Annotated in this window: 10 protein-coding genes and 1 pseudogene; 6 read left to right on the top strand and 5 right to left on the bottom strand. The window is 73.2% G+C overall.

Annotated features, from left to right (window positions below):
• The first annotated feature begins 495 nt into the window (after window positions 1–495).
• Together Q8791_RS23930 and Q8791_RS23925 are read left to right on the top strand one after the other, a co-directional pair.
• A complete protein-coding gene (locus tag Q8791_RS23930) occupies window positions 496–1749 on the top strand; it encodes a cytochrome P450 (RefSeq protein ID WP_330094039.1) in 1254 nt (417 codons plus the stop codon).
• Between the two features lie 2 nt (window positions 1750–1751).
• The gene (locus Q8791_RS23925; protein WP_330094038.1) at window positions 1752–2891 is read left to right on the top strand and encodes an endo-1,4-beta-xylanase; all 1140 of its coding nucleotides are present in this window, start codon (window positions 1752–1754) and stop codon (window positions 2889–2891) included.
• A gap of 45 nt (window positions 2892–2936) precedes the next feature.
• On the opposite strand, the gene Q8791_RS23920 is transcribed toward Q8791_RS23925, so the two are convergent.
• On the bottom strand, window positions 2937–3905 hold the full coding sequence (locus Q8791_RS23920) for an MBL fold metallo-hydrolase (RefSeq protein ID WP_330094037.1): 969 nt from the start codon (window positions 3903–3905) through the stop codon (window positions 2937–2939).
• Window positions 3906–4027: 122 nt separating this feature from the next.
• Complete coding sequence (locus tag Q8791_RS23915) at window positions 4028–4882, bottom strand: serine hydrolase (RefSeq protein WP_330094036.1); 855 nt, start codon at window positions 4880–4882, stop codon at window positions 4028–4030.
• A 36-nt stretch (window positions 4883–4918) separates the two neighbouring features.
• On the opposite strand from Q8791_RS23915, the gene Q8791_RS23910 reads away from it, so the two are divergent.
• The 4 genes and pseudogenes from Q8791_RS23910 (at window position 4919) to Q8791_RS23895 (ending at window position 9976) form a co-directional block, all read left to right on the top strand.
• Window positions 4919–5893: a LysR family transcriptional regulator gene (locus Q8791_RS23910; protein WP_330094035.1), complete on the top strand. Its 975-nt coding sequence runs from the start codon at window positions 4919–4921 to the stop codon at window positions 5891–5893.
• Between the two features lie 176 nt (window positions 5894–6069).
• Window positions 6070–6996 (top strand): annotated as a pseudogene (locus tag Q8791_RS23905) (aminoglycoside phosphotransferase family protein); the annotation flags it as partial.
• A gap of 79 nt (window positions 6997–7075) precedes the next feature.
• Complete coding sequence (locus tag Q8791_RS23900; RefSeq protein ID WP_330094033.1) at window positions 7076–8005, top strand: aminoglycoside phosphotransferase family protein; 930 nt, start codon at window positions 7076–7078, stop codon at window positions 8003–8005.
• 738 nt (window positions 8006–8743) lie between these two features.
• Window positions 8744–9976, top strand: coding sequence for an esterase/lipase family protein (locus tag Q8791_RS23895; RefSeq protein ID WP_330094032.1), 1233 nt, complete (start codon window positions 8744–8746; stop codon window positions 9974–9976).
• A 448-nt stretch (window positions 9977–10424) separates the two neighbouring features.
• On the opposite strand, the gene Q8791_RS23890 is transcribed toward Q8791_RS23895, so the two are convergent.
• From Q8791_RS23890 to Q8791_RS23880, 3 genes are all read right to left on the bottom strand, one after another.
• Window positions 10425–11609: a GDSL-type esterase/lipase family protein gene (locus tag Q8791_RS23890; RefSeq protein WP_330094031.1), complete on the bottom strand. Its 1185-nt coding sequence runs from the start codon at window positions 11607–11609 to the stop codon at window positions 10425–10427.
• Between the two features lie 169 nt (window positions 11610–11778).
• A complete protein-coding gene (locus Q8791_RS23885; RefSeq protein ID WP_330094083.1) occupies window positions 11779–12348 on the bottom strand; it encodes a TetR/AcrR family transcriptional regulator in 570 nt (189 codons plus the stop codon).
• 216 nt (window positions 12349–12564) lie between these two features.
• Window positions 12565–13266 carry a pentapeptide repeat-containing protein gene (locus Q8791_RS23880; protein WP_330094030.1) on the bottom strand — a complete coding sequence of 234 codons (702 nt, stop codon included), beginning with the start codon at window positions 13264–13266 and terminating at the stop codon, window positions 12565–12567.
• Between the last annotated feature and the right edge of the window lie 41 nt (window positions 13267–13307).

The raw sequence follows: 13307 nt of genomic DNA, 5'->3' as shown, positions 1-13307 counted from the left end.
CACCCCGCCCCGTACAGCCCCGCCCCGGCCCCTGTCCCGGACCCGCGACGGCCCGGGGACCACGCCCGGACTCCGCCGCAAACGCCCCGGCGGATCCGGAAGTTCCCCCCTGACCGCCACCGGCCAAGTCACCGCCCGGAGTGGCTGCGGCGCTCTCCGCGCACCTAGTGTCGTCTACGTCACCCCGGCCCCGCCGAAGGGCTTCCGGACCGTGGCTCCCACCGCACCCGGCCCCGCCCGGTCCGGCACAGAAGGGACGGGGGCACTGGTACGTGTTCGCCGGATTCGCCCCGCCCGGCCGACCGGCCCCGCTACGCTGCGGTCCCCGGCCGACACGAGCACGGCACCACGGACCCGCACGCGCCCGCGGACCGCACACTCCGGGCCCGCCCGCCCCCGGACGGCGCCCTGGCACACCGGGCGGAGCGGGACGGCGCATCATCCCGCCCGCGGGGGCCCACAGAGTCCGGAGCCGCCAGGAGAGGACCCACAGCCATGCAGATTCTCGACTCCCTCCGCCTCGACACCCGCCTGCGCGCCGCCCACGGCCTGTCGTGGCTGACCGCCCAGACCGGCGACCACCCCAGCCGCCTCCTGCACTACCCCTGGCGCGACAACCCCTACCCCACCTACCGGCGACTGCGCGCCCAGGGGCCCTTCGCCACCAGCAGGCTCGGCTTCCGCACCGCCCACACCTACGAGGCCGTGAGCACCCTCCTGCGCGGCCGGGAGTTCGGGGTGCGACCGCCCACGCCGACACCCCTGCCCGAACAGTTCGAGGTCCTCGACCTGTCCTTCCTCGTCCTCGATGCGCCCGACCACACCCGGCTGCGCGCCCTCGCCCGGCCCGCGTTCAGCCCGCGCCGCATGGCCGGATACCGGACCGAGATCGAGAAGACCACCCACGAACTCCTCGACGCCGCGCTGGCCCGGCGCGACTTCGACCTCATGCGCGACTTCGCCCAACCCCTTCCCATCGCGGTCATCAGCCGCCTCCTGGGCGTCCCCGAAGCGGACGACGAACAGTTCGTGCGGATCGGCTACGCGATCGGCGGCGCCCTGGACGGCGTCCGCTCGGCGAGTCACCTGCGCCGGATCGACGAGGCGGCTGCAGAATTGGATGTGCTGTTCGGACGCCTCATGGCCGAGCGGCGCGCCGACCCCCGCGAGGACGTCATCTCCGCCCTGGTGGCCGAGTCCGACGGCGGCGCGCTCACCCCGGCCGAACTGCGCACGATGTGCCGACTGCTGCTGCTCGCCGGATTCGAGACCACGGTCAACCTGATCGGGAACGGGGTGATGGCCCTGCTGCGCCACCGCGAACAGTGGGAACGCCTGGTGGACGACCCCGGACTGGCACCGGGGGCGGTGGAGGAGGTCCTGCGCTTCGACTCACCGGTACAGATGACCACCAGATGGGCGCACACCGAGACCACCGTGCAGGGCCGACCGATGCGCCCGGGTGACTACACGATGTGCCTGATCGGCTCGGCCAACCGCGACCCGGACCGGTTCTCCGACCCCGACCGGTTCGACATCACCCGCGAGGACGCCTCCGACCACCTGTCCTTCTCCGGCGGCGCCCACTACTGCCTGGGAGCCCCGCTCGCCCGTCTGGAGGGCGAGATCGCCCTGCGCGCCCTCGCCGAACGGCTCCCGCGCCTGCGGCCCGCCGGGACCCCCACCCGTCGGGGGACCACTGTCGTGCGCTCCCTGTCCGGGTTCCCCGTCACCGCCGGCTCCCTCTAGGCATGGGCGCGGACGGCAAACGCGACGCGGCCTCCGCCGGAGGGCGGACACCCACCCGGCGCCGGGGTGCGCTGCCGGCCGCCGTGGCCCTGTGCGCGGTGATCGTCGTGGTCACCGCCATCCTGATCGTCACCCTGCCTCGCGAGGAGTCGGGCGGGAGCGAACTGCCGGCGCTCGCCGACGCGCACGGCATCGGCCTGGGGGTGGCCGTCGCCGTGAACCCCCTGGTCCACGACGACGACTACCAGAACGTGGTCACCGGCAACTACACCTCCGTCACCGCGGAGAACACCATGAAGTGGCAGTACGTGCAGCCCGAACGGTACGAGTTCGACTGGAGCGGGCCCGACGCGGTGGTCGGCTTCGCCGGACGCAACGGCCTCGACGTGCGCGGCCACACCCTGCTGTGGCACAACCAGCAGCCTGCCTGGCTGTCCGAGGGCTCCTGGACCGAGGCGGAACTGCTCGGGGTGATGCGCGAGCACATGGACGCCCTGATGGGCCGCTACCAGGGCAGGATCACCACCTGGGACGTCATCAACGAACCCCTCGTGGACGGGGGGCCCGGGCTCCGGGAGAACCTCTGGTACCAGGTCCTGGGCGAGGACTACATCGCCGAGGCGCTGCGGATGGCGCACGAGGTGGACCCCGACGCCCGGCTCTACATCAACGAGTTCGGCATCGAGGGCGCCGGGGACAAGGCCGACGCCCTCCACGAACTGGTGACCGGTCTCCTGGACCGCGGCGTGCCCCTGCACGGCATCGGGTTCCAGGGGCACTTCGTGCACGGCGCCGTGCCCGAGGACATGGCCGAACAGATGCGCCGGTACAGCGACCTCGGCCTGGACGTCACCGTCAGCGAACTCGACGTGCGCATACCCGAGCCCGCCGAGCCGGAGCAGCTGGAGGAGCAGGCCCGCGAGTACCAGCGGGTGGTCGAGGCCTGCCTGGACGTTCCCACGTGCGTGAACGTCACGGTGTGGGGCGTCAGCGACCACCACTCGTGGATACCCGACTGGTTTCCCGGCTACACCGACGCCCTGCCCTTCGACGACTCCTACCGCCCCAAACCCGCCCTGGGCGGCATGGTGCAGGCGCTGGAACGGCGCCCGTCCGAGCGGCGGACCGGCCCCCGCCCCTGACCCCGCAACCCGCCCGGCCCGGGCGCCCCCGGGCACGGGGGCGGCTCAGAAACTCAGGGGCGTCAGGTACTCGGGGACCACGACCCGTGTCCGCGGAGCGACCCTCAGCACCTCCGCCGTGAACTCCTCCACGCTCATCCCCGACCCCGTGCCGTCCTCGGGCGGGTTCGCGAGCTCCCGCTCGAAGTTGTCCCAGTGCACGGGCACGACCGTGGCGGGCTTGTCCAGCGCCTCGATGAGCCGGGGCACGTACTCGTGGGTGCTGGAGGTCGAGGGCAGCGCGACCATCGCCACGTCCGGCGCCAGCCCCGCCACCTCCCGCTCCGCGAAGTCGCTGGCGCCCATCAGGAACACCGACGGCCCCGACCCCGGGGTCACCTGGAAGGCCAGGGTGTCGCCCTCGGGCAGGTCCGCGATCGTCGCGGGGGCGTCGGGGACACCGACGCGGATCCCGGGGAAGAGCACCGACCGGGAGGCGTTGCGGCTGTGCAGAGAGGACACGACCTCCACCACACAGCCGCCGAAGTCCAGGACCTCCCCGCCGCGCACCGGGGACACCTTCCCCGCCGGAACCCCCATCGCCTGGGCGAGGTGGTACGTCGTCAGGGTCCCGACCACCCGCGCCCCCGTGGTGGTCGCGATGTGGGGGACGTCGGCGAAGTGGTCCCAGTGGGTGTGCGTCACCAGGATGACGGCGTCCTCACCGATGTCGGCCGTGTGTTCGTCCACGGTCGCGGCGTCGACCGTCAGCTCCGTCGCGGCGTCGAACTCCCGGTCGGGCTCGAACAGGCCCGTGGAGAACCGGGTGAGGAACGGGTCCACCAGGATCGGCGCCCGCCCCGGCACGTCGATGCGCCAGCCGCTGGTGCCCAACCACCGGAACGTCGTGCCCGAGCCACCGCCCGAGGGCTCCGCGGGCGCGAACGGAGCCGCCCCCGCCGCCCCGGACAGCAGGGGCGTGAGCGCCCCCGCCGCCACCGCGCCCCGCAGGAATCCCCGTCGTCCGATCGCCATGTGCCGGTCCTCTCGCCGTCCCGCTCGTGCGCCCGGCCCCGTTGGACCGAGCGGCGCACAGCCAAACACGCGCCCCGAACAGGCGTCCAATAAGCGACGGGCGCCCTCCCATAGGCGTTCGCCTATCGGAGCAGTTCGGCCCCGGTCCACGCCCCGGCCCCCACCTCGGAGGGCGTGCGCAACCGCTCAACGGCCTCGCGCGCCGCCCGGCCCAGCGCCAGGTCCGCCTCCACCCCCGTCCGCCCCGGATCGGGGCCGACCGCGCACACCGCCACGGCGTAGCGCGCACCGTCCGGGTACTCCACCACCCCCGCCTCCCACCGCAGGCCGGGCAACGTCCCAGACTTGGCGCTCACCCGCACACCCGGCCCGAACCCCGAGGCGATACGGGTGCGCAGCAGCTGGCGCGCCATGAGGTCGCGGACGAACGCGCACGCCTCCGGCTGGGCGGCCCCGTCGGTCCACACCAGCTGGAGGAGCCGGGTCAGGTCCGCCGGGGTGCCGCACGTGGCGCGCCCCGCGACCCCGGCGGGCAACTCCCCCGCCCCACCGGACCAGCCCTCCTCCAGCAGAACCCGCAGCAGGTCGCGGGGGCCGCCCGCGAACCGGGTACCCCCCAGCCCCAGCTCGGCGGCGAGCAGGTGCACGGGTTCGGCGCCGACCCGGTCCACGAGCAGGTCGGCGGCCGTGTTGTCGCTGATGGTCATGGCCAGGTGGGCGCAGTCGCGCAGGGAGAGCTCGACGTCGTCGGCGAAGTCCGCGGTACCCGACCCGCCGAGGCGGTCCGCGCTCCGCGCCACGACCCGTTCTGTCGGATCCAGGAGCCCCGCGCCGGCCTGGCGGGCGAATTCGAGGACGATGAGGATCTTCGCGACGGAGGCGAGGACGACCGGCTCGTCCGCGAGGCGCCCCCACTCGCGGGTTCCGTCGATCTCACGGGCGTGCACGCGCACGGCAGGGGTGTCGGTGGTGGTCACGGCGCTCACGCTAGCCGCTTCCGCTAGTGTCTGGCCGTGGATCTCGGACGGCATCTGCGGTACTTCCTGGTGGTGGCACGCGAAGGGCACTTCGGCGAGGCCTCGGTCGAGCTGGGGATCGCCCAACCGGCCCTGAGCCAGTCGGTGCGCCGGCTGGAGGAGGAACTGGGGGTGGCCCTCTTCGACCGGTCCCGGCGCCAGGTCGCTCTCACCCCCGCCGGGCGGCTCCTGGTCTCCCAGGCCCGCGACCTCGTCGCGGGCGAGGCCCGGCTCAGGGAGACCATGCGCCGTGTACGCGACGGCGAACTCGGCACCCTGCGGGCCGCCGTGCGGCCCGGCACCCCGGCGACCGCGCTGCGCGGCCTGGTCGAGGGGATGGCCGAACACGCCCCCGGCCTGGACGTCGACCTGTGCGAGATGTCCGGGACCGACCTGGTGCGCGCCCTGGGCGAGGGAACCGTGGACACCGGTCTCCTGACCGCGCCGTTCGAGGGCTCCGACCTGGTCGGCGAACCGGTGCGCCGGGAGGAGCTGGGTGCGGTGCTCCCCCGGGGACAGGCGCCGCCGCGCGCCGCACCGGTGGCACTCGCCGACCTGGCGGGCCGCGCACTCGTCCTGTCCGCACGCCGCTCGGACCCCGTCTGGTTCGAGCGGGTACTGGCGGTGTGCCGCGAACACGGCTGGGTCCCCCCGAGAGTGCGGGAGGCCGGTGACGCGGGATTCCTGCTGGGCCTGGTCCTGGCAGGCCTCGGTGTGGGGCTGGAGACCGCGGAGGCGACGGCCAGGGAGCCCCGCCTGGCCTGGCGGCGCCTTGAGGGATCACCCCTGTACCGGCGCACGGAGGCGGTGCGCCCCGCCCGGGACGCACATCCGGCCGCCCCGGTCTTCGCCGAGGTGGCGGCGCGGGTCCTCTCCGGACCGCCCCTCCCGGGCGACCCCCTCGCAGACCGGCACGAGGAGCGCCCCTGGTCCCTGGTCTACGGGGGCGAACCCATCACCCGGCCCCGCTGACGAACCGCCCCGTACCGCCGAACACGCGGAGAATCAGGAGGCACCGCGCGAACGGCGGCGATAGGGTCGTGCCGTCCGTGACCAGACACGACCCGCGAGGTGTTCGGTATGCGTTAGACCCGTGGTCCCCCACCCCTTCTTCGTCACCACGATCCGACGACGAAGAAGAGGAACCCATGTACGAACCGACGTCCCCGCAGCCTCAGATCAGCGTTCCCCCGGCACTGGCGCCACTCCTGGACCACAACTTCGGCCCCGAGTGGACCTCCGGCCTGCCCGCACTGACCGGCCTGCACCTCCGCCGGTGGAACCTGACCCCCACGGGCGCACCCATGCACGGCATGGTCGCCCTCGTGGTCCCGGTACGACGCGCCGACGGCTCCCCGGCGGTCCTCAAGATGCAACCCGTCACCGAGGAGACCCGCGGGGAGCCCGCGGCCCTGCGCGCCTGGGCGGGCGACGGGGCCGTGCGGCTGCTCGACCACGCCCCCGCCACCGGAGCCCTGCTCCTCGAAGCACTCGACCCCGCCCGGACACTCGAGAACGAACCCCTGGACCGCGCCCTGACCGTCATCGGCGGACTCCTCGCCCGGCTGACCCGGCACCGCGCCCCCGAGGGAACGCGCCGCCTCGGCACGATCACCCGGACCATGGTCCGCAGGTGCGCCGCGCTGGCACCGCACCTGCGCGACCCCCGCGACCGGACACGGCTCGCGGCCCTGGCCTCCCACGCCCGGGAGATGGCCTCCGAACCCGGAGACCGGCTCCTGCACTGGGACCTGCACTACGCGAACGTGCTCGCGCCCCTGCCCGGAACCCGACCCGAACCCTGGGTGGCCATCGACCCCCAGCCCCTCGCGGGACACCCCGGCTACGAACTGCTCCCGGCCCTCCACGACCGGTGGAACGAGGCGGTCGCCACCGGCGACCCCCTCCGCGAGACACGGCGCCGCTTCGACCTGCTGACCGAGACCGCCGGGATCGACCGGGACCGCGCCCGGGCCTGGACACGCGTCCGCGTCCTCCAGGAATGCGTCTGGGCGATCGAGGACGGCGGCACCGCTCTCCCGGACGTGCCGGTCGCCGTCGCCGACGCGCTGCGTGACCGCCCCTCCCGCCGGGCGAAGGACGCCCCGGCCGCGCCGCTCCCGAGCCGCACGGTGGACGAAGGAGACGACCACCGTGTCTGAACCCACTCCCCCGGTCGGCGTCCCCGAGGCCCTGGCCCGGAGCGCCACCGCGTTCTTCGGCCCGGAGTGGGTGCGGAACCTGCCCCGGCTGACCGCCCGCCAGTGCGACACGTGGAACCTGACCCCCACCGGCGCCCGCCCCCTGTTCGGGAAGGCGGCCCTCGTGGTCCCGGTACGACGCGCCGACGGCTCCCCGGCGGTCCTCAAGATGCAACCCGTCGACGACGAGACCGAGGGTGAACCCGCGGCCCTGCGCGCCTGGGCGGGCGACGGCGCCGTCCGCCTGCTCGACCACGCCCCCGCCACCGGAGCCCTGCTCCTCGAAGCACTCGACCCCGCCCGGACACTCCGAGACGTACCCCTGGACCGCGCCCTGACCGTCATCGGCAGTCTCCTCGCCCGGCTCGACGCACATGCAGGCCCGCACGGAGTGCGCGGACTCGGAGCCGTCACACGGTCCCTGGTGGACCGCGCCCGACCGTTCCTGACCGACGACCGCCTCGGGAGCGGCTTCCGACGGTCCCTGTCCCGCTGGGCCTCGGTGGCCGGGGAGATGGCCTCCGATCCCGGAGACCGGCTCCTGCACTGGGACCTGCACTTCGAGAACGTGCTCGCGCCCCTGCCCGGAACCCGGCCCGAGCCCTGGGTGGCCATCGACCCCAAACCGCTCGTCGGCGACCCCGGGTACGAGCTGCTGCCGGCGCTGCGCAACAGGTTCGCCGAGGAGGCCGGCCCGGGTGACGCGGACGCTTCGGTGCGCCGCAGGTTCGACCTGCTGACCGAGGTCGTCGGGATCGACCGCGACAGGGCCCGGGCCTGGACCCTGGTCCGTGTCCTGGAGGACTGCGTGTGGCAGTTGGAGGACGGCCGCCGCGCACGGTTCGGCACCGCTGAAGCGGTCGCCCACGCCCTCACCGGGTGACGCGGACGCCGGGTGGCGGGGGACCCCGCCACCCCGCGCCGCTCTCCGGAGGCGCCACCGCTCCGGCACACCTCCCGCCGCGCTCCCCGGAGCACTCCCCTCCGGCGGAGTTCGAAGACGGCTTCTACCAGCGGGGTTCCGCTTCAACACAGGGTGAAGCGTTGGTTCCGAGCCTCCAACAAAACCGGCACGAGACATCGATCCCCTGAAATTCACACGCAGCTCAGAATCACAGACCCCCATAACTCTTCGTGAGCAAACCACAAGATCAGTGCCAGAACCTGTCGGGGTCGTTGTTGGCTACGGCAGGGGCGGCGACAGTGCGGGCGAGGACACGGTTCATGGAACGGTCCGATCACTGAGGCAACAAGGTCACTACAGAGAGTGTCCCGGGGAAGAGGGGAACGCCCGAGTGGGGTCGGGGCCGAACGCCAAGCGTTGGACTTTCCGCCAGAACTACCGCGCCCCCTGGTTCTCCCGAAGCTACGGCAAGGGGCGGAGTGACCAGTGAGTAGCTCCAGGCAGGGCGGTCCCGGTCGGGCCGCAAGGAGGCTCTGCGGTCGGCCGGATCCCCGCCGGGCGCGCCTCCCGGAACAGCCCATACCGCCGCCAACCGCACACCCTTGCCCCGGCAACCTGTCTCCGGCGGCCTGTTTTCCCGCGAACTTGCGCACGCAGGGCCAGGATGGCCGGGACACGGCGGGCGGCAGGCGCCCGCCCAGGACCAAGGGACGCCCCGTGAGCACCACCGAAGAACAGGCCGCCGAAGCCCTGCAGGCCGCTCCCCCGATCATCCTGGAGCCCGGCCCGCGCACCACCGACCGCATCCCGCCGCCGCCCGACGACGTCTGGGAACTGCCCCACGGCACCGCCTGGGTCTACCACGGCGAGGGCAACGGCCAACTCACCCGCCCGGTCCTGATGGCGGACGGCTTCAGCGCCGGCCCCAGCGACCTCGGCTTCACCTGGGACCAACTGGAGTTCGGCCCGTACCCGCTGCTGAGCGAGCTCCGCCGCCGGGGCCGCGACGTGGTCCTGGTCGGCTACCACGAGCGCAGCGCGTCGATCCTGCACAACGCCGAGACGGTGATCGCGGCCGTCATCGAGACGATCGACCGCCGCGCGGGCGAGCACCCGCTGACCGTGGGCGGCTTCAGCATGGGCGGCCTGGTCACCCGGTACGCCCTCGCCAAGATGGAGACGGTGGGCATCGAGCACCAGACCCAGCTCTACTACTCCTACGACAGCCCGCACAACGGCGCCTGGATCCCCCTGTCCCTGCAGGCGTTCGCGCACTACACCAAGAAGCTCGACCCCCGCTTCTCCGACCAGATCAACAGCCCGGCCGCCCAGGAGCTGCTGAGCAAGCACATCGAGAGCTGGCAGGACAAGCCCGAAACCAGCGAGCAGCGCCTGGCGTTCCTGCGCGCCCTGGAGGAGGTCGGCAACTGGCCCAGGGCAAGGGAGACTCGACTGATCGCCCTGGCCAACGGCCCCGACAGCGGCGTCGGCAACGGTGTGGAGCCCGGCGTCGAGGCCGTGATCGGCAAGGGGCTGGCCGTCACCGGCACCGAGCTGCGCACCCAGCCCGAGGGCGATGACCAGCTGGCCGCCAAGCTGCGGGTGGTCACCCTGCCCAGCCGCCAGATCCGCACCAGCGAACTGCCCGACCTCGACGGCGCGCCCGGCGGCACCCTGCCCGGTTTCGGAATCCTCGCCGACGCGCTGAACGCGCTCCCGGCCTGGCTGGGCTTCAAGGTCGACAACCCTGTCCGCGAGCACTGCTTCGTCCCGGCCGTCAGCGCCGTCTCCCTGCGCGAGCCGGCCGCCCGTGAGGACCTCTACACCCCGATCAGCGAGGAGGAGTTGGAGGAGACGCCCTTCCACGCCGTCAAGTTCGCCTCGCAGAGCGAGACGCACACCCTGGTCACCGAGGAGCTGTCCACCTGGTTCATAGACCAGCTTCCCTAAGAACGCGACCCCGGGTCGAGGAGGATCGCTCCAGAACCCGCCTCAGGTCAGGCGAGATCACGACAGCCCCCGCGCAACGCGTTGCGCGGGGGCTTCGTCGCGCCCGGATCCGTCAGCCTGGTCTGACGTACCGTCGGGAAGGTTCACTTGGCGGAGGCCAGAAAAGGCCTCCGGGCTCAGTCGCCGGAGTCGGGAAAATCCTCGGCGCCATCGTGGCGGGAGGTGGTGATGAACGATTCGACCGCCACCTTTACGTCGTAGATTCGGTATCGCCGTCCGGGGCGGTGGGCACGACACCGCACCCCCGTTGCCCTGACGCCCCGGGCACTGCGGGCACTGCGGGCACTGCGGGCACTGCGGGCCGACTGCCGGGAGACCGTACCCGGTGCCCCCGGTCCGGCCCCGCCCCGACCGGGGGCCGGACCGGATGGATGGGGGGATGGTCGGCTCAGGCTCCCTCTCCGGAGAACGGGCCCCCTTCCCCGAAGGCGAGGGCGGCGAAGCGCTCCCCCATACGCCGGTGCGCCGCGGCGTCAGGGTGGAGCCGGTCGGGCAGCGGCAGTTCGCCGGAGTCCGCCTCCCCGTAGAGGTCGAGGCCGTCCAGGTAGTGGAGGTTCGGGTCCTCGTCCGCCCGCTGGCGCACGATGCGCGACAGCTCCTGCCGGATCACGGTGAGCGTCAGCTTGCCCTGGGATCGCTCGGCCGGGTCCCCGGTGGCCCGAAACCGCAGTTGTCCGGCTTTGAGGGCTTCGGTGTCGAAGTCGCAGGGGCCGGGGGTGTCCTCGTGGATGGCGCAGTGGATCGGTGAGACGACCAGCAGCGGCACCGAGGGGTGGCCCTCGCGGATCGTGTCGAGGAAGCCGTGCACAGCGGGACCGAACGCGCGCAGGCGCATCAGGTCCGCGTTGACCAGGTTGATACCGATCTTGACGCTGATCAGGTCGGCGGCGGTGTCGCGCATGGTGCGGGCGGTGAAGGGGTCGAGCAGCGCGCTGCCGCCCAGGCCGAGGTTGACCAGGTCGACCGCGCCGAGGGACGCGGCCAGTGCGGGCCAGGTGGTGGTGGGACCGGCGGCGTCCGAACCGTGGCTGATCGAGCTGCCGTGGTGCAGCCACACTCTGCGGCCCCGGTCGGGCAGGGGTTCGATGAGGGCGTTGGCGCGCAGGGCCACGAGTTCGGTGGTCTCGTTGTGCGGGAGCCAGATCTCGACGTCCTTGGCACGGTCGGGCAGGCCGGTGAAACGGAGCGTGCCGGGCGGACCCGGCCGGTGCTCGACGGAGCCGGTGGCCAGGTCGATGCGCAGGGTGTCGCCCCCGCTCACGACGGCCTGGTCGGTGAGCCGCCCGTCGACCAGCAGGTCGTACACGCCGTCCGGCCGGGGCGGGGCGCCCGGGTAGACGCGCTTGGTGGGCACCGTGTCGAGCTCGACGGCGGTGGCCCGCGTCCGGAACGCCAGCCGCACCCCGGAGGGCTGGGCCTCCGCCAGGGCCAGCTGCGGGTCCGCGCTCTGGGCGCGGGCACGGCCGGGCAGCCGGTGCGGAAGAACGCCGCGTTCGGTGTGCTCCAGTTCGAGGGCTCCGAACACGAGGTCCGGCGTGATGGTCGTGGTGGTCCAGTCGTCCCGGGCGAGCATCGGGGCGGCCTCCTGTGGTGGTCGGGTGAAGGGGGCGGTTCGGGCGGTTCGGGCGCACCGGCGACGGGCCGCGGGCCCCGTGGACACGGCCCGTGGCGCCGGCGTTGGGCCGGACGGCGGCGGGTCGGAGCGCGCCCGGGAAGGCGGATGGCCGGGCGACGGCCTCCGGTCAGGCGGCGGGCCAGTTGCGCAGCAGGGCGTCGAGGGCGTCCAGGGTCCGCGTCCAGGTCTCCTGGGTGTCGGGGGCGCTGTGGCTGAACCCTCCGCCCATCTCCAGGGTCACGTAGCCGTGGAAGACGCTGCCCAGCAGCCGGACCGCGTGGGTCTGGTCCGGTTCCGCCAGGTCGTAGCCGCGCAGGATCGCCCGTGTCATCCGGGCGTGCCTGACGCCGGCGCTGGCGGCCGCCGTCTGCGGGTCGAGTCTGAGCTGGGCCGCCGTGTAGCGGCCGGGGTGCTCGCGTGCGTAGTCGCGGTAGACGTTGGCGAGGGCGCTCAGGGCGTCCTTGCCGGCCCGCCCCGCCACGGCCTCGGAGGCCCGGTCGGCGAGTTCCTCCAGGGCGAGCAGGGCGATCCGGGTCCTGAGGTCCTCGGAGTTGCGCACGTGCGAGTACAGGCTCGCGACCTTGACGTCGAACCGCCTGGCCAGTGCCGAGGCGGTCACATGGTCGAAGCCGACCTCGTCGGCCAGCTCGGCCCCCGCCCGGGTGAGGCGCTCCGGGGTGAGTCCTGCGCGTGCCATCATGTTGTCTCCATTCGCCTTCGATGATCGTACATTCACCTAAAGGCTTTAGGCAAGTGACGGTACACAGAAGCCGCAGGAGGCTGCCTCCAGGGGCCCGGGCAGGGCTGGGCGCCCCGGAGTCGGCGCCGTCCCGCGCCGAGCCGCCGGGCCCCGTTCCGGACGGGGCCGTCCGGGAGGCGTCCGGACGCCGGGGCCCGCCTCCCGGAGCCCGCCCTACTCGACCACGGTGATGCCGAGGGCTCCGAGGATGGCACCGGCCTGGGAGGGGCTGATGGTGGCCCCCCGCAGGTAACCCGCCTGTTGCAGGTCGAGCTCCCCCAGGTCGGCCCCGCGCAGGTCCGCGCCGACGAAGGTGGCGTTGACCAGGTTGGCGCCGCGCAGGCGCGACTCCACCCACACGGTCTGGCGCAGGTCCGCGCCGGCGAGGTCGGCCTCGTCCAGTCGCAGGCCCTCCAGTGTCCGGCCCCGCAGCGAGATGCCCTTGCAGCGCGCCAGCATCATGTTGCACTGGACGAAGCTGTAGCCGATCCCCCGCAGCGATGTCAGTCCGGCACCGGTCAACCGGCACCCCGTGAAGACCGTGTCGGTGAGCAGGGCGCTCTGCCAGCGGGTGTTGGCCAGGTCCATGCGCTCGAAGCGGGTGTCGGCGCACTCCGCCCCGGAGAAGAGGGCGCCCGGAGCTCCTCCTCCCGTGAATCTCGCGCCGTCCAGGACGGCGCGCTCGAACCGGGCGCCGTCCATGCGGCAGTCGGCGAAGACGGCGTCCACCAGGTCGACGTCCCGGAGGTCGGCGCCGGACAGGTCGCAACGGGTGAACACGCGTGGCGCGGTCGTGGCGTCGGCCAGGACGTCGCGCAGGTCGGACTCGGACAGGTCCGCGTCCGTGGTCTCGGGAGAGGAAAGGTCGGTACTCATCGCGAGGACCCTAGCGGTCGCCGGCGACAACCCGGGCCCGG

Origin of the sequence: Nocardiopsis codii (assembly GCF_036327455.1) — a bacterium.
Taxonomy (GTDB): Bacteria; Actinomycetota; Actinomycetes; order Streptosporangiales; family Streptosporangiaceae; genus Nocardiopsis; species Nocardiopsis codii.
This window is presented reverse-complemented; position numbering and strand designations above follow the sequence as displayed.

Coding starts and splice junctions, on each gene's coding strand:
- Q8791_RS23930 (WP_330094039.1), top strand. CDS start 496: ATGCAGATTCTCGACTCCCTCCGCCTCGACACCCGCCTGCGCGCCGCC.
- Q8791_RS23925 (WP_330094038.1), top strand. CDS start 1,752: ATGGGCGCGGACGGCAAACGCGACGCGGCCTCCGCCGGAGGGCGGACA.
- Q8791_RS23920 (WP_330094037.1), bottom strand. CDS start 3,905: ATGGCGATCGGACGACGGGGATTCCTGCGGGGCGCGGTGGCGGCGGGG.
- Q8791_RS23890 (WP_330094031.1), bottom strand. CDS start 11,609: ATGCTCGCCCGGGACGACTGGACCACCACGACCATCACGCCGGACCTC.
- Q8791_RS23885 (WP_330094083.1), bottom strand. CDS start 12,348: ATGGCACGCGCAGGACTCACCCCGGAGCGCCTCACCCGGGCGGGGGCC.
- Q8791_RS23880 (WP_330094030.1), bottom strand. CDS start 13,266: ATGAGTACCGACCTTTCCTCTCCCGAGACCACGGACGCGGACCTGTCC.